The 24,795-nt window shown below is 31.4% G+C and carries 20 protein-coding genes; 3 read left to right on the top strand and 17 right to left on the bottom strand.

Annotated features, from left to right (window positions below; genetic code table 11):
• Positions 1-25 precede the first annotated feature (25 nt).
• From KQH81_RS12640 to KQH81_RS12670, 7 genes are read right to left on the bottom strand one after another with little or no spacing between them, the layout of a single operon-like run.
• Positions 26-1,465 carry an AMP-binding protein gene (locus KQH81_RS12640; protein ID WP_230028359.1) on the bottom strand — a complete coding sequence of 480 codons (1,440 nt, stop codon included), beginning with the start codon at positions 1,463-1,465 and terminating at the stop codon, positions 26-28.
• Positions 1,466-1,481: 16 nt separating this feature from the next.
• The gene (locus KQH81_RS12645; protein ID WP_230028360.1) at positions 1,482-2,735 is read right to left on the bottom strand and encodes an acyl-CoA reductase; all 1,254 of its coding nucleotides are present in this window, start codon (positions 2,733-2,735) and stop codon (positions 1,482-1,484) included.
• A complete protein-coding gene (locus KQH81_RS12650; protein WP_035770901.1) occupies positions 2,725-3,798 on the bottom strand; it encodes a LuxE/PaaK family acyltransferase in 1,074 nt (357 codons plus the stop codon). The genes KQH81_RS12645 and KQH81_RS12650 overlap by 11 nt, the downstream gene beginning before the upstream one ends.
• Positions 3,788-4,444: an MBL fold metallo-hydrolase gene (locus KQH81_RS12655; protein WP_027639224.1), complete on the bottom strand. Its 657-nt coding sequence runs from the start codon at positions 4,442-4,444 to the stop codon at positions 3,788-3,790. Before KQH81_RS12655 ends, KQH81_RS12650 begins: the two co-directional genes overlap by 11 nt.
• Before the next feature lie 19 nt (positions 4,445-4,463).
• Entirely contained in the window at positions 4,464-4,703 is a 240-nt protein-coding gene (locus KQH81_RS12660) for an acyl carrier protein (RefSeq protein WP_027639225.1), read from the bottom strand.
• Between the two features lie 28 nt (positions 4,704-4,731).
• Positions 4,732-5,502 carry a MaoC family dehydratase gene (locus KQH81_RS12665; protein WP_230028361.1) on the bottom strand — a complete coding sequence of 257 codons (771 nt, stop codon included), beginning with the start codon at positions 5,500-5,502 and terminating at the stop codon, positions 4,732-4,734.
• An 11-nt stretch (positions 5,503-5,513) separates the two neighbouring features.
• Complete coding sequence (locus KQH81_RS12670) at positions 5,514-5,798, bottom strand: NifU family protein (protein ID WP_230028363.1); 285 nt, start codon at positions 5,796-5,798, stop codon at positions 5,514-5,516.
• Between the two features lie 321 nt (positions 5,799-6,119).
• On the opposite strand from KQH81_RS12670, the gene KQH81_RS12675 reads away from it, so the two are divergent.
• Both KQH81_RS12675 and KQH81_RS12680 read left to right on the top strand, forming a co-directional pair.
• The gene (locus tag KQH81_RS12675; RefSeq protein WP_027639228.1) at positions 6,120-7,571 is read left to right on the top strand and encodes a 4-hydroxyphenylacetate 3-hydroxylase family protein; all 1,452 of its coding nucleotides are present in this window, start codon (positions 6,120-6,122) and stop codon (positions 7,569-7,571) included.
• Between the two features lie 22 nt (positions 7,572-7,593).
• A complete protein-coding gene (locus KQH81_RS12680; protein WP_027639229.1) occupies positions 7,594-8,895 on the top strand; it encodes an acetyl-CoA hydrolase/transferase family protein in 1,302 nt (433 codons plus the stop codon).
• Positions 8,896-8,993: 98 nt separating this feature from the next.
• Here the strand turns inward: KQH81_RS12680 and KQH81_RS12685 are convergent, their stop codons facing one another.
• From KQH81_RS12685 to KQH81_RS12720, 8 genes are all read right to left on the bottom strand, one after another.
• Positions 8,994-10,463: a sigma-54 interaction domain-containing protein gene (locus KQH81_RS12685; RefSeq protein WP_081670312.1), complete on the bottom strand. Its 1,470-nt coding sequence runs from the start codon at positions 10,461-10,463 to the stop codon at positions 8,994-8,996.
• A 209-nt stretch (positions 10,464-10,672) separates the two neighbouring features.
• A complete protein-coding gene (locus tag KQH81_RS12690) occupies positions 10,673-12,037 on the bottom strand; it encodes a SulP family inorganic anion transporter (RefSeq protein WP_027639231.1) in 1,365 nt (454 codons plus the stop codon).
• 248 nt (positions 12,038-12,285) lie between these two features.
• Positions 12,286-14,031 carry a S8 family peptidase gene (locus KQH81_RS12695; protein ID WP_230028364.1) on the bottom strand — a complete coding sequence of 582 codons (1,746 nt, stop codon included), beginning with the start codon at positions 14,029-14,031 and terminating at the stop codon, positions 12,286-12,288.
• Positions 14,024-15,913, bottom strand: a complete 1,890-nt coding sequence (locus tag KQH81_RS12700) for a S8 family peptidase (RefSeq protein WP_051196302.1) — start codon at positions 15,911-15,913, stop codon at positions 14,024-14,026. Before KQH81_RS12700 ends, KQH81_RS12695 begins: the two co-directional genes overlap by 8 nt.
• A gap of 162 nt (positions 15,914-16,075) precedes the next feature.
• On the bottom strand, positions 16,076-18,868 hold the full coding sequence (locus KQH81_RS12705) for an FMN-binding protein (RefSeq protein ID WP_230028365.1): 2,793 nt from the start codon (positions 18,866-18,868) through the stop codon (positions 16,076-16,078).
• Positions 18,869-18,879: 11 nt separating this feature from the next.
• Positions 18,880-19,272: an FMN-binding protein gene (locus KQH81_RS12710; protein ID WP_027639367.1), complete on the bottom strand. Its 393-nt coding sequence runs from the start codon at positions 19,270-19,272 to the stop codon at positions 18,880-18,882.
• Positions 19,273-19,283: 11 nt separating this feature from the next.
• Positions 19,284-20,216, bottom strand: coding sequence for an FAD:protein FMN transferase (locus KQH81_RS12715; RefSeq protein ID WP_099336217.1), 933 nt, complete (start codon positions 20,214-20,216; stop codon positions 19,284-19,286).
• Positions 20,217-20,466: 250 nt separating this feature from the next.
• Complete coding sequence (locus KQH81_RS12720) at positions 20,467-20,922, bottom strand: low molecular weight protein-tyrosine-phosphatase (RefSeq protein ID WP_027639368.1); 456 nt, start codon at positions 20,920-20,922, stop codon at positions 20,467-20,469.
• 252 nt (positions 20,923-21,174) lie between these two features.
• Here KQH81_RS12720 and KQH81_RS12725 point away from each other — a divergent pair, with 252 nt between their 5' ends.
• Positions 21,175-22,521 (top strand): MATE family efflux transporter, encoded by a 1,347-nt coding sequence (locus tag KQH81_RS12725; protein ID WP_099336218.1) that lies wholly within the window; start codon positions 21,175-21,177, stop codon positions 22,519-22,521.
• A gap of 163 nt (positions 22,522-22,684) precedes the next feature.
• Here the strand turns inward: KQH81_RS12725 and KQH81_RS12730 are convergent, their stop codons facing one another.
• Positions 22,685-23,623: a DUF1177 domain-containing protein gene (locus KQH81_RS12730; RefSeq protein WP_027639370.1), complete on the bottom strand. Its 939-nt coding sequence runs from the start codon at positions 23,621-23,623 to the stop codon at positions 22,685-22,687.
• Positions 23,624-23,637: 14 nt separating this feature from the next.
• Complete coding sequence (locus tag KQH81_RS12735; RefSeq protein WP_230028366.1) at positions 23,638-24,783, bottom strand: M20 family metallopeptidase; 1,146 nt, start codon at positions 24,781-24,783, stop codon at positions 23,638-23,640.
• Between the last annotated feature and the right edge of the window lie 12 nt (positions 24,784-24,795).

Raw genomic sequence — 24,795 nt, forward strand, 5'->3', positions numbered from 1 at the left:
GATAGATAAAATTTTATCATCTCTTTTATTCATTAAATTTTCTCTCTAAAATTTCTTTTAACTCTTTATATAAAGTTTTCCCAGATTTATTTTTGGGTATCTCATCTACAAATGCAACAGAAAAAGCATGAGGATTAAGCCTTGTTTTTTCTTGAAGATATTTTATCATTTCATTTTCTATGTCATGAGTTTCAGAAATTACAGCTATAAATAATTTATCATCCACTCCTGTACATGCAACATCTACATCTTCAAATCTTTGTTTTAAAAGTTGCTCTACTTCGTCTAAATTCACCCTATTGCCATATATCTTTAAAAATCTCTTTTTTCGTCCAACTATATAATAAAAACCATCTGAGTCTCTCTTTGCTAAATCTCCAGTAAATAAAACTCCTTTTCTTTCATCACCCTTCGCAAGGTCACTTCTCTCTTTAGCATATCCTAAGGTAACATTAGGTCCACGATATATCAATTCCCCTATAGTATCCACTGTAGTTATTTCTTTACCATCATCATCTATAATAGAAAATTCTCCACCTGGTATTGCAAGTCCTATACTTCCACATTTCTCTAAAGAATACTGAAAAGGAAGATAAGACATCCTTGCAGTAGCTTCTGTTTGACCATACATTACTATAAATGCCTTTTCATTTTTCTCGGCATACTCTGCAAATTCTCTATGAAGTCTTTCTGGAAGCTTTCCTCCTGCTTGAGTGATTGTTTTTAAAGATGGAAGCTCCATTTTAGTAAATCCAAGTCTTCTTAAAATTTGATAGGTATAGGGAACTCCTCCAAAGGAAGTTGCTTTCTGCTCTTTAAGAAAGTTCCAAAATTCCTTTTCAAATAATGAGTATTTAGTTAAAAGTATGGTAGCTCCTACCAGTACGTGGCTATTTATCATAGATAGTCCATAGGTGTAATTCATAGGAAGCGTCGTTATAGGTCTTTCTTCCTCAGTAAGATTTAAATATTCTGCAATAGATTTTGCATTGCTGTCTATATTTTTATAGCTCTGCCTTACGAGTTTCGCTCCGCCAGTACTTCCTGATGTAGTCATTAAAAGTGCTATTTCATGATTTAAAATTGTTTCTTCTTGCTGATCGATGTAATAAAAATCATATTTATATTCATGAAATAAAAGTTTACCTTCATCTATGCTAATGCCCATGTTCTCAGGTATTACAATGTAATCAGGTTTGTATATATCACATAAATTTTTCAACATATCATTTCCCATATGAGAATCTAATAAAAGTGGTACTACTTTATTTCTCAGGGAACTTAAATATGTCATAACAGAACCTATGGTATTTTCACAAAGAAGAAATAAAAGCTTTCTAGGCTTTAAATAGTACGATACCTTTTCTGAAAAGTGATCTAAATCAGCATAGGTAACCTTACTTCCTTTATCATCTATAAGCATTATCCTATTTTTGTACTGAGAATTTTTTTCAAAATACATCATATTCATACCCTCACTTTTACATGATACTTCTCGATAACCTCTCAATTAGATTCATACCATCCCACACAACATTCATGTCCATTGCTTGTCCAATAGGTACAATTCTATCAATACCTTTTAAGTGGTTTTCTATTACAAAGTTTATAAGATAGTTTTTGTCAAAACCTTCATAAGTTAAGGTTTGAACTCTTTCATTCACATAAGATTCTATTTCTTTTATATTTATTAATTCATATTGAAAAAACAATCCAAACCTGCCGTTTAAACTTTCTATATTTGCTGGTACTTCTTTTAAGTCAACTACATATAAAAGATTATCATATCTTTTAACTCTCTGTATTTCTTCACAATTAATAGCACATTCACATAGAGTGGAGTATTTTAAGCTCACTTTATTTTCACTAAGGTTGTACAATTTCGAAGCCTCTTTATAAACAAACTTCCACCACTTATTTTGTGCTTCTCTTTTCTCCTTGCTATTCCCTCCGCTCCAAAAAATAATTTTAGGACTAGAACAAGCATTTTGGTCCATGTTGTAGGTATCATTGTAAAACTTGTGTGCAAGTATTTCTAATTCTTCTTTTTCCATATTCAAAATATAAAGTGTGTTCAATATACATAGTGAATATCTATTGGGAAATATTATTTCCTTTGCCATAAGCTTTAATGGAGATTTTCTAATTTCATTTATAGCTTTATCTCCACCCCAAATCACTCTTCCATTACATAAATCAGAGTATCCATCTGTTATACTTTTGTTCTTTTCATAAGTTATTATAGATGTTCTCTTTTTTATATTTTCATATTTAGGATTCCTAAACAACTCTTGTAATAGTCCACAAATTTCCATGGCAGTATCAGAATTTCTTTTAGAAATTCGAACAACATTTGCATTTCCAGATAATAATCCTATAGCAAAAGAATAGGCAAATACTGTTGAAATATTTGATGGAGCTATATGAAATATCAATCCTAATCCAATTTTATTTTCTTCATTATCATATTTCTTTTTCATATCTAATAAATGAGATTTACGACACCAAAATCCAAAGGCTGCTGCTTCTTCATTTCTCCTTAGAACTTCATTTCTTCTAATACATTCTGATAATTCATTAAGAAAATCTATGATTTCATCACTAAATGCCCTCATAGGAAATATCACTGGTCTCTCAACGCCAGCAAGACATTTTATCTCATTAAGTATTTCCATATTTGAAGCTTTATGAAAAAAGTTGCATTTAAATACATCAACCTCATCTTCATATCTCATAGGTATCACTGCACCCCCTTATTTCTGCCGCTTTAATACGACCTGTCACTTCAAAATATTTTCCTTTCCTCCCACAAGGACAATCATCAATTCCCAAAATAACACCTTTATCTTCTGTAAGTATAGAATGTCCTGGATAGGATTCAGCCATAGGAGAAATAACCTGTATCACGCCCTCCTCTCCAATATCACAAATTTCAAAATCTCTCATTTTTCTAGTAATAATTTCTGAATAACTACTGACATGAAGATGACCATATTCACATTCCATGTAAATGCAGCCAGTCTGTTCTACCATGCCGTAATAATTGTGAACATTATCTATTTTGCAGATATTTCTTAATTCACTTTTAAAAACTTCCTTACTTACAGCCTTATCTTTAAGTTTCTTCCATCCTCCACCATGAATCAAAATTCCATTAGATAAATCTATATCTATACCTTCTCTTTTCAGTACCTTATAGAAATATTCCCATATCATATATGTAAATCCAAAGATCAAAATCTTTTCGTCTTTATGTTTTTCTAAAAAACTTTTAACCTTTTCCACATCAAATCTCATCTCTTTATCTAATGCATAGATACGCTGTGATGCAAAAATAGAAAACCCAAGAATTCCAGCACCTCTTGCTGAAAACATTGCTCTGTTTTTTAATACCTCTGGTGAATCTATTATTATCATAGGAATTCGCTTTGGTCCTATAAAATCACTCACAATATTAAATAAAGTTTTTTGCTGATATTCTGCTGTTTTTTTATCTAAAAATATTTTTGATACCTCTTGACCTGTGGTACCTGAAGATGTCATCACTTTAAATATATCTTCCTCATCTATGCTAAAAAGGCCATACTTTTTAAACAGCGTTACTGGAATCATAGGAATCTCTTTTAGTTCATTTATACTTTTTTCATCGTAGCACAGCATATCCAAAATATTTCTGTAAGATTTACAAAACTTTTTATGATATGCAGTAAGCTCTTTCATGTAAGAAATATAATATTTTTCCTTTTCTTCTTGGTTCATTGAATACGGCTTTTCTTGAAGTAACAAATCATAATTCATGATTTCTCATCACATCCTCCGTCAATATAAACTCTTTACCATGCCCAGGAAATACTTTGATTCCAATAGGTAAAGATTTAAGCCATGGTTTGGCTTTACTTTCATAGTCTATTGAGCTTCCGCTTGGAAGTCTCGTTATGACTTTTTCTTCTAATAAATAATCTCCACTAAACAGATTTTCATCATCCATAACTATACAAGTACTTCCCAAGGTATGCCCTGGCAATGAAAACATCTTAAGTTCATGATTTGCAAACTTAATTACTTTTTCAGTTTTGAAAGTTTCATCTGCTGGTCTGCATACAAATGGTTTATAGCTATTAATAACCTTTTCTTTATTTTTAAAATAGAGATACACTTCCATCATCCTAGACATATTTTGCTTATCATTTTGAATTCCGTAGCTACATTCCTCACTCGCAATAAGCGTTACTTTATAATGCTTGCGGAGTTCTTCTAACCCCTGCATATGGTCACAATGCTCATGAGTCAAAATAACAATCTGAGGCTCCAACTCTTTTTCCTCTAATACACGTTTTATCATTAAAAAATTATTTGGGTCAATTATTAAAGCCTTTTTATTTTCCTCTATAATATAGCAGTTACTGGTTGTTAGTTTGTCCTCTAATCTTAAAATCTCTGTCATATCTAATCACTCTCTATAATTAATTTATTTCAACACCATACTTTCCTAAAACTATCTTACCTTTTTCATAAGATGTGAAATCAAGAACATCTGGTGTCTCCATCATTATATCAAATGCTTCCTCTAATGCAGACATAAGTTCCATATGTCCAACTGAATCCCATTCCTCAAAGCCACGATAACGAAGCTTAGGAAGTTCTTCTACCTTCTTATTAAATGAAACCATAAAAATCTTATTGTACTTTTCTAAATTTGTCATATTCCCCATCGCCTTTCTAATCTTTGTTTCAAGCTAAATTTTTAACTAAAAATAAATTTTTCATCATCATTTGAGTGCATTTTCCTTGAACTAATATATCGCCATTTTGATTTTTACAAATTCCTTTAAACTCTCCAATGTAATGCCTTTTATACTCTTCACACCTTGAAAATGTAACTTCTGTGGTGATTTTATCCCCTATAAAGGCCGGCTTTAGAAATTCAAGTTCTTCTTTCATAAGTATTGTTCCTGATCCAGGAAGGTCCATACCCATAATAGTTGATATAAAACTTGCAACAAATACTCCATGAACTACAGGCTTTAAAAACCACTGTTTAGCTGCAAATTCTTTATCCATATGCATTCTATTATAGTCACCAGTCAGCTTAGCAAAGCTTATTAAATCCTCCTGCGTTATTGTTCTATTCATTTCTTTTTTTTCACCAAGGATTAATTCCTTTCTTCCCTGAAGAGCAGGTGGTAATTTATCATTAATTGGATTTTTCCATTTGATATCTTCTTCCTCTCCTATTTCATTTTGCTCTTTTTCTAAATAGTCTCTCACCATATCAAAATCTTTGAAACTCTTTAAAATAAACTTCTTTTTTAAAGAAATTAAGTCCTCTGAATCAGCACACGACCTGGAACATCCACATATAATGAGCCAAATGTCGCATACCTTCTTATCTTTTTGGGTTACATAACTATGCTCTGGAAACTTGGCTTTTATCTTTTCAACACACTGTATTCTATTATATCTTGGATTACATCCTCCGCAGAATTTAATTCCAATATCCATATCTTTCTCCTTTAATGTAATATCTCATGATTCAATATTTTCTTTGCCATATCTATAAGCTCTGGACTTACCTCATTTACTAATACTACATCCTTAACCTCATCGCACTTATCCATTACTGCTTTTTTTATGATTTCTTCAGTAGTTATATTTGCTGAAGGACATCCTGAACACTTTCCTGTGAGCTTTATTTTTAAAATTCCATCTCTATATTCTAATATTTTAACGTTTCCTTCATGACTTAACAAAATCGGTCTAACATCATTTTCTAATATATTTTCTATCTTCTTTATCATTTTAACTACCTCCTATTAACTATTATATAGTAGCAAATATAATGCCAATTATTTTTAGCAATATGAAACTATATATTACCTCATTCCATTTTATTTAGTTATCTTTACCATGAAAAATCGTTGCATTTATGAAGTACAGTTGCATTTATGCAACGATATCTTATTTCACCTTCAACCATTTATCCTCTTTTTTATTGTTTTACAAGAGTTTTGTAGTAACTTTTATGAATTTTCTGTTTTGGCACAGCATTTGCTTAATAAAAAAGTATAGACAATTTAAATTATAAAAAATAAATTTTAAATAAGAGAGGATGATTCATTATGGCATTAATGACAGGTGAACAGTATATCGAAAGTTTAAGAAAGTTAAATCTTCAAATTTATATGTTTGGAGAAAAAATTGAAAATCCTGTGGACAATCCTATTTTGAGACCATCATTAAATTCAGTTAAGGCAACTTATGATCTTGCACAAATGCCAGAGTATGAGGATTTAATGACTACTACTTCAGTACTTACTGGTGAAAAAATAAACCGTTTCACACACATTCATCAAAACACAAGTGATTTGATAAAGAAAGTTAAAATGCAAAGACTTTGTGGACAAAAAACTGCTGCATGTTTCCAAAGATGTGTTGGAATGGATGCCTTCAATTCAGTTTTCAGTACTACTTTTGAAACAGATGCTAAGCACGGAACTCACTATCATGAAAACTTTAAGAAATTCTTACAGTACGCACAAGAAAACGATTTAACTGTTGATGGTGCTATGACTGACCCTAAAGGAGATAGATCACTTGCTCCTCACGCTCAAGCTGATCCAGATCTTTTTCTTCATGTTGTTGAAAGAAGACCTGATGGTATAGTTGTTCGTGGTGCTAAAGCTCACCAAACAGGTATAGTTAATTCTCATGAAGTATTAGTAATGCCGACTATATCTATGGGTGAAGATGATAAGGACTACGCTGTTTCTTTCTCTATCCCTACAGACACTGAAGGCATAATTATGATTATAGGACGTCAATCTTGTGATACACGTAAGCTTGAAGGTTCATCAATAGATGTTGGAAACTCTGAGTTTGGCGGAGTCGAAGCACTTACTATATTTGATGATGTTTTTGTTCCAAACGATAGAATATTCTTAAATGGTGAATATGAATTTGCTGGTGTTTTAGTTGAACGTTTTGCTGGATATCATAGACAATCTTATGGCGGATGTAAAGTTGGTGTTGGTGATGTTTTAATAGGAGCTGCTGCTGTTGCTGCTGAATATAACGGAGCACAAAGAGCTTCTCACGTCAAAGATAAATTAATTGAAATGACTCATTTAAACGAAACTTTATATTGCTGTGGTATAGCTTGTTCAGCAGAAGGTAGTCAAACTAATTCTGGAAACTATATGATAGACCTATTACTTGCAAACGTATGTAAGCAAAACGTAACTCGTTTCCCTTATGAAATAGCTCGTCTTGCAGAAGATATTGCTGGAGGTCTTATGGTTACAGCTCCTTCTGAAAAAGACTTAAGAGATCCTAAACTAGGTGCTTACATTGACAAATATCTAAAGGGCGTAAATTCTGTTACAACTGAAAATCGTCTTCGTATATTAAGATTAATAGAAAACTTAACTTTAGGAACTGCTGCTGTTGGATATCGTACAGAATCTATGCATGGAGCTGGATCTCCACAAGCACAAAGAATAATGATCGCTCGTCAAGGAAATTTAGCAATGAAGAAGAAGCTTGCTAAAGCCATTGCAAAAATAGAAGAATAGTCATCCTTTAGGAGGTACAATAATGAGTTGGAAAGAAATATATAATTCACGACTTATGTCAGCTGAAGAAGCTGTAAAGAAGGTTCCTAGCAACAGTCGTGTGGTTGTAGGACATGCTGTTGGAGAACCTGCATATTTATTAAGCGTCATGGCTGAACATAAAGAGTGGTACGAAAATGTTGAAATATTCCATATGGTTTCATTTGGTAAAAATGAATATTGTAATGAAGGTATGGAAAAACACTTCCGTCATAATTCTCTATTTGTAGGCGGAAATACACGTAAAGCTATACAAAGCGGACGTGGAGACTATACACCTTGTTTCTTCTCTGAAATACCAAGGCTTTTTGAGGAGCAGCTTCATCCTGATGTTGCTCTCATCATGGTAACCCCTCCAGATGAAAATGGTAAAGTTAACTTAGGTGTTTCTGTAGACTATACAAAAGGAGCTGCTAAGAACGCTAAGCTTGTAATTGCACAAGTTAACGATCAAATGCCTTATACCTACGGAGATTCTCTTTTAGATGTTTCCGAAATAGACTGCTTCGTAGAACATTCAAATCCTATTCCAGAAGTTCAACCTGCAGTTTTAGGCGAAATTGAAAAAGCTATAGGCCGTAACTGTGCTACTTTAATCAAAGATGGAGATACACTTCAGCTTGGTATTGGAGGAATTCCAGATGCTGTTCTACTTTCATTAAAAGATAAGAAGAATCTAGGAATACACTCTGAGATGTTCTCTGATGGAGTTGTAGAACTAGTAAAGGCTGGAGTAATAAATGGTTCTGAAAAAGAGCTTCTTCCTGGAAAAATGGCTGTTACCTTCCTTATGGGAACAAAGAAATTATATGATTTCGTAGACCATAATCCTGATGTTGCTATGTATACAGTAGATTATATAAATGATCCTGTTGTTATAGCTCAAAATAACCATATAGTATGCATCAACTCTTGTGTTCAAGTAGACCTTATGGGTCAAGCATGCTCAGAAGCTGTCGGACTTACTCAAATAAGTGGAGTTGGAGGCCAGGTAGACTTTATAAGAGGTGCTGCTATGGCTAAAAACGGTACTTCAATCTTAGCAATGCCTTCTACAGCTGCTAAAGGTAAAATATCAAAGATTGTTCCATTTTTAGATGAAGGAGCAACAGTAACAACTTCTCGTAATGATATAGATTACGTAGTTACTGAATATGGAATTGCTCATTTGAAAGGTAAAACTCTTCGAGAAAGAGCTAAATCATTAATAGATATTGCACATCCTGACTTTAAAGAAGGGTTGATTGCAGAATATGAAAAGAGATTCCATTGTTCATATAAATAATATTTAAATCTTAGTCCATTAAGCAATCCACACAAATAAAACATCTGTATGTTATTAATTCATACAGATGTTTTATTTATCTAATTTATCAATTTATATTATTCCATAGTACCATTAATCTGCTCTAAATGCTCACTATATTTTTGCCTCTTTCTAACAAAAGTAGATGCATTCATTCCAAGGCTTTCTGCTGCCTGTCTTACGTTGCCATAAGTTTCATATGCATTATTTATATATTCTAGCTCTAAAGCTTCTAATGCACTCTTCAAATCTTTATTTGGATTTATGACATGAGTTTTAATTTCACCTCTGCATCTTTTATTTTGAATAGGAATACTATCTATAGTTATTTCATCTCCATTGCTTATTATAATTGCTCTTTCTATTATGTTTTTTAATTCCCTTATATTTCCCGGCCAATTATAATTTTTTAATATCTGTTCAGCTTCCATAGAAAAACGTTTACTAAACCCATATTTTTTATTTAAATTACTTATAAATAATTCCGATAACGGTACTATGTCTCCTGTCCTTTCCCTTAACGGCGGTATATTTATAGGGAACACCATTAGCCTATAGTATAAATCTTCTCTAAAACTCTTCTCCTTCACCATTTTTTCAAGATTACGATTTGTTGCCGCAATAATACGTACATCTATCTTTATTGGCTGACTCCCCCCTATACGCTCTATCTCCTGCTCTTGAAGAACACGAAGTAATTTTACTTGCATAGACATTGGAAGTTCTCCTATTTCGTCCAAAAATATAGTTCCTTTATCTGCTACTTCAAATAGTCCCATCTTTCCATTTTTATTTGCTCCAGTAAAGGCTCCTTTTTCATAACCAAATAATTCACTTTCTATTAAATTAGCTGGTATTGCTCCACAGTTGATTTTGATAAAAGACTTATCTTTTCTTCTACTGTTCTGAAATATGTATTTTGCAAATACTTCTTTTCCAACACCAGTTTCTCCCAAAAGCATTACAGTTGCATCTAATGGAGCCACTTTATCTGCTAATAGTAATGCTGCTAAGGATCTTTTATCATGAACAACCATATTGTCATCCATAAGCTTTTCCCTAACATGTTCTAGTTCCTGTCTTAATTTAATCTCTTCCTGAGTTTTCTTTTGGACTTCTTCCTTTAGATTATATAGTTCCGTTAAATCACGTACATTGGTGACTACCATGATAATCTTACCCTTATTATCATATACGGGTGAGCTGGTAATCAAAGCTTTACGTCCAGTTTTAAACTCTTGCTGCAGTGTGATGACTCTACGCTCTTTTATTGCCATTAAAGAACCTGAAACTGAAATCACATTATGTTTCACAAGTTCATGCATGCTATGTCCTAATACTTCCCTTTTTCTTAGCCCTGTTATATTCTCATAGGATCTGTTGACTTTAATGGTATTAGCTTGTCCATCAGTGATATATATGCCATCAAATGAGTTTTCGATAATAGCATCCAATTTATCATTAGCTTCTTTTGTGTTTGAAAACATTTCCACATTTATTTTTTCTTTCGAAAATTCATCTGTTTTATCTATCTGCGGCTTTTTCATTAAAACACCCCTTTTCTAGATAATTTAGATAATTTCATGTTATCACATTTAGAGACACCTCTCAATAAACATTATTAATTCCTCTACATCTTTCTTAACAATCTACAAATTTAATATCAATTTATTTTATAACGCATGAAAAATGGTGGGATTATTACTCTAAATAATCCTCACCATTTAATATTAAGCTAACTATTTAAATATTAGTGTTATGCTTCTAATTTTTCTAATTTTATAGGCTCTGGATTTTTGAAGTTACCCTTTATTAATATATAAATAACAACTCCAACTGCTAGACCCCAGCTTGCTCCAGATGTTGCTAAAACTGCAGCCATAACACCAGCAATACCTCTTTCCATATCTGTAGAAATCATTGAAAGTCCTATCTTACAACAGACATATCCCTGTACTATTAATGTAAGAGAAAGAGCCGCTGGAAGTATTGGCTGTACAAATGATGCAACAGGCACAAGTGCTACGCATATAAATGTCATCCAACGGAATGTACCTATTCCACTATATATTGAATCCATAGATTTTCTTCCTTCTTTATATCTTTCACCAACAGCTGCTGTTACTGCTGCCCAAAGAGGTCCACAAAGAGGAACGTAAGGACAAATTATAGCTTGAACAAGGTTACGTATAGCACTTATAACATTTGATCTATTTGGATTAAAGTCTATCTTTTCATCAGTTCTTACTTCGTCAGCTTCCCTAATAAGCTGTTCACTAGAAACGAAATCACCAAAAGCAATAATATAAACTGCAATTGCTGTAGGTAATGCTGCTATAAATTGAGAAATACTAGGAAAACCTATAGAGAATGGACTTAGTGTCCTAAAAATCTCGCCTATATCAGGAATTTTGATAATGGATCCTAATACTAGATTAGGTGCTGGAAGCTCTCCTGTTAATGGTCCAATTATAACTGCAATTATAATAGCTGGAAGCATACCAAAATTTCCTATAGTATGCCAGAGTTTACTTTTATCTTTCATACCCTTAAACAAAATAGAGAATAGTAAGAAATATGCTATTAAAGTTCCTATTCCAACTGTAATTGGATATAATCCAAATCTTCCTCCTGTCTTGAATTCTCCCATGATTGCTGAAAAACCAGCGCCAAGTAAAATACCAGCTTTAATTGCATTAGGAATAAATCCTATTATCTTTCCTGCTAGTCCTGTGATTCCCATGATTAAGAAAATAAGTCCTACTAAAATTTGTAATGCAATTAAAGATTGCACTCTTTCTGGTCCTTGCTGAGTTAAAGTTAAAAATGCTGTAACTAATGGTATAGCTGGTGTAATCCATCCTGGTACAACTGGGTCACCTAATAATGAATGCAGGTTGTAAAATAAACCATTGATAATAACCATGCTCCAAGCTACTTCATATGGAACTCCAAGAATTTGCTCCAAAACTGGTATAGCACCTAAGCAAGTAGCACACATTAAAATCGCCTGTAGACATTCTGATAATTCCCATCGATAATGAATAAAAGGTAATCTTATCTTAAATATCCCAGCTGGAATATAAGGCTGTTCAGTACCTTCTTTTCTTACCATCGCCATATTGTGTTTCCCCCTTCATTAATAAAAGTTTTCTTTAGTTATTAATATAGCAAAACCTATGCCAATTCATTTCTTCTCATGAAATTACATCGATTACATAGAATATATATATTAACCAATACTTTTAATATTTTCTACAGTGAATTTTTAAATCCTCTTTGTTGCATTTTTGCATTTGTTTCATAATTGCAATAATTTTTCAAAATAAATAGGTGCTTATACCGCACCTATATTCTGGATTATATTTATTATATATTTTCAAATAATTTATATATATTTAGTATTCCGAAACCCCATTGAGGGTTTGGATACACATCTCCTCTTCTTTCTAATGTACCTCGTGATAGGAATGTCTTCATACTTTGAGCATACATATATGGATAGTTTTTATTTACAATTCCCCATTGAAACAACAAACAACATGCCCCTGCGCCAACAGCTGCTGAAAGACTCGTCCCATTAATTATATCAACCTTATTATTAAGTCCTACAGTTGATGTATTTACTCCTCCTGCTGCAAAATCTATATTGTTTATATACTGATTTCTAAAAGAAACTCCCGAATAAGCCAAGAGATTATTATTATTTTGATTATAAGCAGCTGCCGTTATAACTGCTGGAGAGTCACTTGGTATCATAATAGTTCCATAAGAGTCACTTGATGTAAATCTAGTTCCATGTACAGTAAGACCTTTTTGAAGAATCCATGCATTGTATGTAGCCCTATCTCCAAGCTTCAATGTCACCCTTATTCGCCATATACCTTCTTGTAGATTCCTTAAATAAATACGTATAAGCTCATCCCCTGTATATTCTTCTGGCAAATAATAATAAACTGATATATCCGTTAATTCAAAAGTAAAAACATATTTTTTATTCAAATTGAGGATAGCAGGAATTAATCCTGTTGTCTCACCCGATGGTGAAATTATTTCTACATCTATAATGTTAGGAAGATCAACCCAAATTTCTATAAGCATATTTTTTTGATTTGGAGCAATTATAAGTTCTATGGAATCAGTATCACCTTTTTTTTCTAATAATCCTGATACATGAGAATCCTGTATTCCTTCATTCCCACTTCCGCTTACAACTACAATACCTACATTTTGAGAAATCGATTGTATAAAAGAGTCTAATATATGTTTTCCTTTATGGTTACCATTATTAGTTCCTAATGGAAGAAGTATTACTGTAGGCTTATTTTGTGTTAATGCATAGTCTTTTGCATACTCTAATGCTGAAATTATAAATGCTACATTATATTTATTTACATTTGTCGGAAAAAAATTATTATAACTGTTAGCCTGAGCCAACTTAATTATAAGAAAATCACACTCTGGTGTCATCCCTCTGATTGTAGGATTGACACCTCTAGCTCCAACAATTCCTGCCATATTGGTACCATGGCCATCTTTATCAATACTTGGAACTATGTCATATGGATTTAAATTGTTTTTCTTTGCTTCTATTGCTCTATTTATTTCTTCACTATTATATACTCTTCCAAAAGATACATTTTCTCCTTTCGCAGGCTTTAAAGTTTGATCCCATAAAAATTTAATTCTAGTCTTACCATTTATATCACAAAATTCCTCATTAAGATAATCAATTCCTGTATCAATTATAGCTACAGTTACTCCGGTTCCCTTTAAATCCAGTGGAAGATTTAGTTGAACAGAATTAACTTCGGAAGCATCTATTGCAGAAGTTTCTTGAAGCGTAAATATTTCTGGAGGTGCTACATAGTATATTATTATCCCATTACCTTCTACAGCTTTATTTATTATAGAAGCTATTATATTTGTATTTCCAATATCTTTTGTCACTGTATTTTTAATTACTGCCATAGCATAAGTTTCATTTATAATAACAAGAGTTATATCACCATTATCATAATATATCTTTTCTTCAGCTTTTCCTCCATATAAAACAGTATAAATATAATAATTTTCATCAGAAATAATTCCACTTATATCATTATTATCAGCCATTATTAATAATCCTCCATTTATATTTAATATACCTTATATTAAAAAATTTTGCAGGCAGCCTAAAAAATATGCTATTTTCTCCATAGCCCTCTTCTCTATACATATTTCCATAAGTTATCTTACTTTTATCTTCTCTATATATATTATTGTTTAAATCATTGCCTCTATAATTTCCACCTACTATATTAAATATATTATACAAATCCATTTTCCCATATCCTGAGATTTCATTTGGATACTCTTCATTAGGTTCTCTTGTGGCTGCATAAATAAACAAGCTTCTCATTTTTGTAGAATAAAGAGTTAAATCATTGCCCTCAACTATACCCCATTGAAGAAGTAATGCACAACATCCAGCTACTATAGCTGTTGCAGCAGAACTTCCACTGACAGTAGAAACACTTTTTCCATCCAAGGAAGTAGTCAATATATTAGTTCCTAAAGTAGAAATATCAGGATTAATCCATTGGTTTGTATTAAATCCTTTTCCTGATTCATTAAGCTTTGCTCCAGTTAAACTGTCATAGTAAGCTGTAGTAATAATATTTTCTGCTGTTGATGGTATTGTTAACGTATTACTTGAAATAGAATTTAAAAATTTACTTCCTTCAGGTACCATGCCACTTCCTGGCAGCCATATATCTACTCTTCCATTAGTTATAAATAATCCTTTGAGATTAAATTTCCATATACCAGAAGTGATATCAGAGAACTCTAATATATATACTTGATGACCAGTTAAACTTTCAGGATCGTTGCATTGAACGGTTACTTTTGTGTTAGTCAAATAAAATTTTCTTGTTTCTGAAGAAAATATTGCTGCATTAAATTCTCCTGAATTTTCTCCTGATGGTGCAGTTATATTTAAAGACATTCGATTGGGTTTTTGAATCCATATATACAATACAAATCTTTTCATTCCTTTTGTAAGTTGAAGCTCTGAACTATATACATCATTAACATTTTTTACAAATCCCAGTGCATGTCCTTCATAATCTCCTAAATTTCCAGTTCCAGCAACTACAATAACTCCTGGTTTGCTTGCAGTATAAGTTAAATATCTTGATGTTATATTATATCCATCGTGACTTCCTTCCTGACCTCCTACTCCTAAGTATATAACTAATGGTCTTTGCGATTCTTCTCCTAATCTTTTAAGATATGCTATAGCAGCCAAAACTTCTGTATTATTATATATAGGAATTGAGTTTAAGCCATTTTCTTTATTTATCTTCTTTAAAAAAGGAGATTCTAATAGCTTTACAATACAAAAATCGCAATCACTTGCTACGCCTTCGATTTCTTTATTATATCCTCTTGCTCCTATTATGCTGCTCATCTGTGTTCCATGACCTATATCATCACGGCTAGGTACTATATCGTATGGATTACCACCAGCTTTATATGATGCAATAGCTTTATTAATATCATCTTCTTTATATTCAGTTCCTATATATAAATCATTATCTCCTTTGTTTTGTACTGATTGATCCCATAATCTTACTATTCTTGTAGTATCATCTTCTCTTATAAATTCTTGATTCAAATAATCAATCCCCGTATCAATAACTCCAACCAAAATTCCTCTTCCATTTAAATTTAAATAAGGATTATGTTTAACTACAGCAATATTTTCTATATCTGATGGAGTTATATCTTGAAGGATATATAAACTAGGTATTTCAACAAACACAATAGAAGGAACCTCTTGTCTTAACAGATTTAATTTTTGATCTTGAACTGAAATGACAGCTAAATTATCATCTATTACAGCTCCACATGCATAATCTACTTTATCAATTTCGTTTTCAAAATCGCCTCTATATTCAACAACAAATCCAATATTATTTTCATTTAAAAATCCACTACAATTTTTGCTCATAACATATCCCTATCCTCAAATTTAAAATTACTACTATATAAACAATATTCAATTCAATTCAATAAAATGTTATTTAATTTTAAATTAATAAAATAATACCCTATGCTGAAATAAATCACACAGGGTATTATTTATATTTAATAACAAAACTATTTTAACTAATTAATCTTCATATACCATTCCTAAAAAGGCATAAGTATCTTCAGTAAAATAGACTTGTAACAACTTTGATCCAGGTTTAAATTTCACTTCATGAGGCTTAATTTCTTCCTCTTTTTCACTATACACTTTTATTTTTAAAGACTCAGTTTTATATTTCTTTGGAATTTTAACACCATGATATACTCTCTGTCCATCCTTAAGTTTAATTGTTTTAACAATCTCATCTTTACTGTTTTGTATTACAATTTTGCTAGGTAATTCTGTTCTTTCTTTAACCTCAATATTAAAGGTTTGTTCTTGAATTTCAGGATTATTATGCTTAATAGATATTTTAACAGTACCTGGTTTATTTAAATCTATACCAGTTTTAGGCTCAATAATAAACCCATTTTCTTTAAAAGAATCATTTCCCAAATCAAAAAATTCAATTTTTTTCTTCACATAATTTGAATCTGTAGCAGTAATCGTTAATCCATTTAAATTAAGTTTTTCTCCTGTAAAATATTCAAGCTTACTAGGCTTAGAATCTATTCTAAAAGATTGAATTTTATCTTTATTAAATTCTACATTTACTTTAAATTCAATTCTATATCCAGAATTTCTATATAATTCATTAGTTTTATCTAATGGTTTCAAATCCACATAAAGAGTAGGTAAATCATATGATTCCAATTTAAATTTTTCAACTGAAACCAACTCATGATTTGAATCAAATACTTTTACTTTTGTTATTTCTTTAAATTCACCTTCTTTTAAATCAACAGTATACCTAAACTTATTTGATACAGGAACTTTATAGGAATCTCCGTCTTTTGTTTCAAGTACAATTTCAGAAATTTCTTTATATACAACTTTTCTTCTGGCTTGCAGTTCTGATGAATGTTTGCTTGTTGATTTTTTATCAGTAAAAGTTAAAATATAGTTTCTATATTTATCATAATGATTTTTGTCTTCAGGTTCAGGTATAAATATCATAGGTAAGTTGCATTCAATACCCTTATCCTTTAAATTAGCAAAAGGAACATCTTCCACATGCCCATCAAGATACGTTACTTTAACAACAAAATCTTTTAAATTAACCTCTTCTCCATATTCTATACTAGCAAAAGGTCGTTCCTTTAAAGTGATGCCACGAATTTCTTGTGAAATTCCATCTTTTTTGAATTTAACTGAACGATTTAAAGCATCATCAATTGCATTAACAAATCCTCTTGCACTATTTGTTGCACCAGAAACCGCATCATATATTGGTTCATTTCTATCCTTATTTGCTAAAATTTCCATAATACCTTTTGTGCTACTATTTTTAATAATATGTTTCTCTATTAATTCATAACCTTCCAGTTTTTCAAATCCTTCATCATCACCATGGTTTACAAGTTTTGCTTCCAATATTTTACCATCCTTAATAGTAACCTTTGCTTCTGTTGCAGTTCTTCTCTCTCCATAACTTTCTGAGTCATATGAGTAATGTCCACGCCCTTGACCATACCAAGTACCTTCGGAATATTCCTTTCTCTCTTCTCCTTTTACTTTAGACAATGCATCTTCAACAGCGGATAAAATACCTTTAGATGTAACAGTAGCTCCTGAAACAGTATCAATGCCTGTACTATTATTTTTTACGATTTCTCCAAAAATTTCTGATACCTTTTCATAATATATTGGTGTTTCATTATGAGAATCAACAGTAACTTTAGAAATCACCCCATTTTCTACTTTAACAGTTACTGCAATTATTCCACCATATCCCGCTGCTTTTCCATTATACTCTCCATCTGGAAGTACATATTTCGAATAATCCTGTTTTGTTGGTTCAGTAGCTTTTTTATCTTCGTTATCTTTAGGTTCCTCTACATTTTCTTTTGGTTCATTATTTAATTTATCATTATCCTTTTCAAATACACTACTTCCTGCAGAAGATGTACTCATATCGGATAAAATATTTTCTTTTTTAGTTGCATTATTTAAAGCTTTAGTAACTGCATTTAAAATACCTCTACTTGAATATGTGGCTCCTGAAATTGTATCTACTCCAGCAGTAGTTTGATTTTTCAAGATTTTGATTATTACACTCTTAGCTTTATTGAAAAATTCCTCATCATCATTGTGATTAATTATTTGAACATTTACTAATGTACCATTTTTTATTGTAATTTGTACTTTCACATTTCCTTTAAAGCCTATAGCTTCACCTATGTATTTTCCATCTTCAAGTTTATATTCTCGTAAATCCATATTTTTAATATTATTAGTATAATTTTTATCTTTTATATATCTGACATCACTATAATTTTTAAGTATACTTGATTCTTCGTTATTAGTATCTATATTAAAACCTGCTTTAGACAATGCATCTTTAACAGCATTTTTTATACCATTAGAAGTCAACGTTGCTCCTGAAATAGCATCTACATTAGTAGAGTTTTCTTTCAAAATAGCTTCAATAATCTTGCTTCCATTCTCATAATATTTTGGTGTTTCTGAATGAGAAACTACCTCAATATTTTTAATTTTACTATTTTCTATAGTAACCTTTACCTTAATATCTCCACCATAGCCTTTTGAAACTCCCAAATATGTACCGTCTTTTATTCCATTTAAATTTAATCCATCAATCTCTTTCTTATCTTTTTCTTTAGTAGTGGATTCTAAAACATTTAAACTTTTTTCTGGAGTCTCTATATTTTTTTTGCTCATTAAATTATATGGATCTATTATCGCAAAACTGGTTGCTCCAATTGCACCTGTAATAAGGATACCACCTGCAATTATTTTTGATTTTTTATTCATAAACTTTCCTCCTATTTAGAACTTTTTAAGGCATTTTCTACAGCTGAAATTATACCTTTAGAGCTAAAAGTAGCTCCACTTATTGAATCAACATCTGAACTTTGTTTTTCAATTATTTTAGGTATCAACTTCTTAGCTTCGTTTAAATAACTTTCATCATCTTTTGAACTAATAACATCTATTTTTTTTATTACTCCATCTTTTATTTCAAGTGATATCTTAGTTTTTCCATCAAATCCTTCTCCTTCTCCTTCAAAAATTCCATCTTTACCAGCAGTTGAACTAACAGTTATACCTCCCTTTTCATTTTTATCATCTTTTACATTAGTACCTTTATTTAAACACCCTGAAAATGTTACTCCTAAAACAATAATTCCTATCAATAAAACAATTTTTTTATTCATCATGACTCTCCTTAAATTTGAATATTATCAGTAAACTTTATACTACCATTCTTATTTATAAATATTCCTTCAACATCATTTATTGAATTTATAAGCTTCAATCCCTCTTCTTCACCAAGCGATAATGCTATGGTACTTAATGCATCTCCATCCATTGAATCGTCAGATACTATAGTTACTTGAATTAAATCACTTTCAAATGGCTTCCCATCCTTTGGACTTATTATATGATGATAAATTTTATTTTCCTTTTTAAAAAATCTCTCATATATTCCTGAAGAAACAACTGATTTTCCACATACTTTTACCACACCTAGCACTTCACCTCTATCGGAAAATGGTTTTTGAATACCAATTCTAAAATCTTCTCCATTATCTTTTTTCCCTACACATAATACATTTCCACCTAAGTTTATTATTCCGCTACTTACACCTTCAGAAACTAAATATTCCTTTATCTTATTTGCTATATATCCTTTGGCAATTCCGCCCAAATCTATTGACATTCCATTTTTTTTAAATTTAACATTATTTTTATTAACTAATATATTTTTATAGTTTACAAATTCTAGATTCTCATCAATATCTTTTTGATTAGGAATGACTTTATCTTCACTTTTAAAATTCCAAAGCTTTAAAAGCGGCTGAACACTAATGTCAAAATTTCCATTAGAAAGTTCACTATAGTATAAACTTTTATTTATTATGCTTAGAGTTTCATTATCAACATTTACTCCATTTTCCCCACTATTATTTAAATTATAAATATCACTGCCTTCTTTAGTTTTGCTAAGAAGTTCCTCATAGTATTTACAAATATCAAAAGATTTGTTTAATATCTCGTTACCCTTGTCCAAATTACAATATATATTAATTTCCACAATTGTATCAAAATAAAAACCTTGCATATAAAAGTTGCCATTTATAATTGATTCATGTTTCATTTAACCTCTCCTTTTAAAATAAAATTAACCTCATGTATTGATAATGATTATCATTTTCATTTTACTATTAAAAATATATTTGTCAATATACTAAATATATAAATTAAGGTTAATCTAAGATACTTTTTTAGATTAAATTGTAATTAGATTACAATTATCGAATTTGCTCTCTTGTAAAATCAAATAATAAATTTAAAATAACTAAAAATGCATTGCAAAATATTTATCTTGCAATGCATTTTTAAAATTATTATTTTTTTAATATATAGTTTAAAAGTTCTCTAGATCCTTCGCAAATCTCATCATAAGTTATATCAAAGTTACCGCTATACCAAGGATCATCAATATCTTTTTTATTATCTGTAAAATCTAAAAGTCTATATATCTTCTTTTCATTATCGCTTCCTATAATTTTCATAATGTTTTTTATATTATACGACTCCATAGCTATTATATAATCATAATTTTTGTAGTCATCTTTTGTAATTTGAATTGCTCTTTTACCATCGCAAGAAATACCATGTTGTTTAAGTTTCCTTTTAGCTGGAGGATAAACTGGATTCCCTATTTCCTCTCTAGAAGTTGCTGATGAAGCTATATAAAATTCATTTTCAAGTCCTTCTTTTTTAACCATATTCCTAAATACAAACTCTGCCATAGGTGATCTGCATATATTGCCGTGGCAGACAAACATAACTTTTATCATAAGTATCTCCCCCTTAAGTGTTTTTCTCATTATATAATAACTTATTATTTATGTATATTGAACTAAATTATAAGAATCTTATACTTTCAATACAAATTTTTATATCTGTACCGTATCTTTAAATCTTTAACCTTATAACTGTACCTTGTATCTATTGATGTCATACTATAAGATTAAGTGTGGTGTTTTATCTGATACATTCAAATCAAATCAGATGAGACACAATTACTTAAACAGGGGGACTATATATAAATGGATTCAAGTTCATCATTAATGACAGAAGGATGTATATGGAGGAAAATAGTTAAATTTGCACTACCAATATGCTGGGGAAACTTATTTCAGCAATTGTATAACATCGTTGACTCTGTTGTTGTTGGAAATTTCGTAGGAAGAGATGCTTTAGCAGCCATAAGTTCTACAGGATCATTAATCTTTCTATTGGTTGGATTTTTTGGCGGTATCTTCATGGGAGCTGGAGTTGTCATATCTAAATATTTCGGAGCTGGCAAAAAAGATTCTGTGCAAAGATCCATTCATACTTCCATTGCTTTTGCCATAATAGCTGGGATAATTCTAACTATAGTAGGTACGCTGCTTACTCCTCAGATATTAAGACTTATGGGAACACCTGACTCTGTATTCTCTAATGCAACACTATATGTACGAATTTACTTTATGGGTATATTATCCATAGTTCTATATAATACTTCAAGTGGTATTTTTCAAGCTGTTGGCGACAGCAAGCATCCTCTTTACTATCTTATAATATCATCAATTGTAAATGTTGTTTTAGACCTTATTTTTGTAGTTGTATTTGAATGGGGAATAGGCGGTGCTGCTATAGCTACTGTAATTTCTCAAACAGTAAGCGTAGTTCTTGCCTTCTATAAGCTAAGCACTACTACTGATGTATACAAAATAGATTTTAAGAAAATACGCATTGATCCTATGATATTAAAAGAAATTATTCGTTTAGGACTTCCCGCAGGCATACAAAATTCCGTAATTGCTCTTGCAAATGTAGTTGTACAAGCCAATATAAATGCCTTTGGTTCTGTAGCCATGGCTGGATGTGGTTCCTATTCAAAAATTGAAGGTTTTGTATTTATTCCAATAACAAGCTTTGCCATGTCTATGACTACCTTTATAGGGCAAAATCTTGGAGCGAAAAAATACGACAGAGCAAAGGAAGGTGCTAAATTTGGAATAATATCTTCCTTAATCTTGGCTGAAATAATCGGTATTATATTTTTCATATTAGCGCCTCAACTAGTATCACTATTCAACACTGAACCAGAAGTAGTTCAATTTGGAACATCTCAGTCAAGGACTATCGCGTTATTCTATTTCTTACTAGCTTTCTCACATTGTATAGCTGGTATATTAAGAGGTGCTGGAAAATCTATAGTTCCTATGTTTGTAATGCTTTTATGCTGGTGCATAATAAGAGTTACTTATATAACAATAACAACTCACTTTATTCCACAGATTCAAGTAGTATTCTGGGCTTATCCATTGACCTGGTCCTTAAGTTCAATCATATTCCTTATATACTATTTGAAATCAGACTGGATTCACGGATTTGAGAAAAAATAAATTTAAGTGAAGAGATAATAGTTTTTGAGATTTTTATTCTTTTCATAATATAAATTTCTCCTATAATTCATTCTTCTTTTTATTCATTAAAGAACCCATCATACTTTTGCATGATGGGTTCTTTAGCTTGTGAAATCATCTTTGATAGCAAATTATTATAAAATCACTTTGTTCCTTGCGTTTGAATATGATTCATAGAACCATATAATTTTATTATTCTACTATATTCCTCTTTATCATAGAATGAGCACTGATTCTTTCCAAAGTATTTTGCAACTTCTATCATGAATCTTCCTGCTTCCTCTAAATCATTTATGTGAGTTGAACCTGTCGCACATCCTGGAACCATTGTTTCAGTAGTTATAGCCACTCCTACTACAGGAACTGTAGTAGCTGTAGATGGCTGCAATATGCTATTAATATGATATATATCATTTCCATATGGAGTTATATCTTGAGTTGTTAATGCAAATACACTTGGAAGTTCTCCTGTTGTTGTCTGCATTATATCCATAAGGTCATCACTTACTCTTAATATATATCCTTCTTTAACTGTTGGAGATATTGCAAAACCACGCTTATTTATTATTCTATTTCCCTTTGTTGTATCAACTGAAAGTATAGCATCAAGTTCATCTGTTACTTCTTCTTGATTAACTTGTGCAATATCTACAGGAGATCCCATAAAAGGTACTGGCTTATGTGGACTAGTCGGTGCATCTGGGCACACATGAGTTGATATGAATACATCTCCCTCAAGGAAGTCTCCCTTATTCTGCATATTTAAAAGTTCTGCCGCTATAGCAAGAGCAACTAAAGCTCCATCTCCATCTGATACAAACCCTGTCATTTCTGGACGAGCACCTAAGCCGCCAAGTCTTCCTAGAAGTCCTATAGTAGGAGCTGAGTTTCCACTATTTTTTCCGTTAGTGCCAGGTATTCTTATTCTAATCATATGTGTCTGACCTTTTTCTCCTACTAAAGGATAAGTCTCCGCATCTACCTCTGGATTTATATTTTTTAGATATTTTAAAACTGTTTCCCCATCTACATTCTTACTGTCAAGTATGTCATATAACTCTATTAAGTGCTTTAGTAACATTTCTAGCTAACCCCCTATTTTTCTAGTAATACATCAAGTGCACTAAGTGCTAATACTCTAACTGCTGCACTAAGTGTACGAAGTCTCTCTGCTCCACCTGAAGCTTTTGCAAAATCAAGTGTATGCGTTCCAATTCCCCTCTTTAATCTTATATAGAATTGAATTGCTGGAATTTCATGAGTTACATTTCCAACATCTGTGGAACCTATTCCCTGAGTATAGTCACGCTCTATATACTCCTCATTTATAAACTCCATATTTTTACGAACATAGTTTACTAATTTCTTATCATTTCTTACATCTTTTAATAGTACACTGTTTTGCTTTATATCAACTGTAGCACCAACACACATTGCTGCACCTTTAGCACAGTTATTTATAACTTCTACTACTTCCATCAAATACTCATATTCTAATGCACGTATGTTAAATACTGCTGTTGCTTTATCACTAATTGTATTATGAGCAGTTCCTCCATTAGTTATAATTCCATGTACACGTGTATAATCTTTAAAATGTAATCTCATTGCGTCTACAGCATTAAACATCTGTATAACTCCGCTTAATGCATTTACACCCTTCCAAGGGAATGCAGCTGAATGTGCTGGTTTTCCATGGAAAGTAAATTCCATATTTACACTTGCAAAAGAAATATCATCTGGGATAGATTCATCTGTTGGATGCATAATAAGTGCTGCATCTATTCCCTTAAATGCTCCTTCATCAAGCATTACACATTTTCCACCTACATTCTCTTCAGCAGGTGTTCCCATAACCTTTAATATTCCCCCAATATTATTCTTTTGCATAATTTCTTTAAGAACTACACCTGCTCCCGTAGAACTTGTCCCAATAATATTATGCCCACATCCATGTCCAATCTCTGGCAAGCAATCATACTCTGCTAAAAGAGCTACTGTTGGACCTGGCTTTCCACTATCATAAGTGGCTATAAAGGCCGTTTCTAAACTTCCAACTCCTCTTTCCACATTAAATCCGTTCTCTTCAAGATAATCACAAAGTATCTTTTGTGCTTTAAATTCCTTTAAGCCAAGCTCTGGATTTGAAAAAATATAACTGCAAATGTTCCCAAGTTCTTGCTGTTTCTCTTCTGAAAGAGTACATATTTCCTCTTTATATTCACGAATTCTATCTTCCATATTCTCCACTCC

Origin of the sequence: Clostridium cadaveris, assembly GCF_020911725.1 — a bacterium.
Taxonomy (GTDB): domain Bacteria; phylum Bacillota; class Clostridia; order Clostridiales; family Clostridiaceae; genus Clostridium_X; species Clostridium_X cadaveris.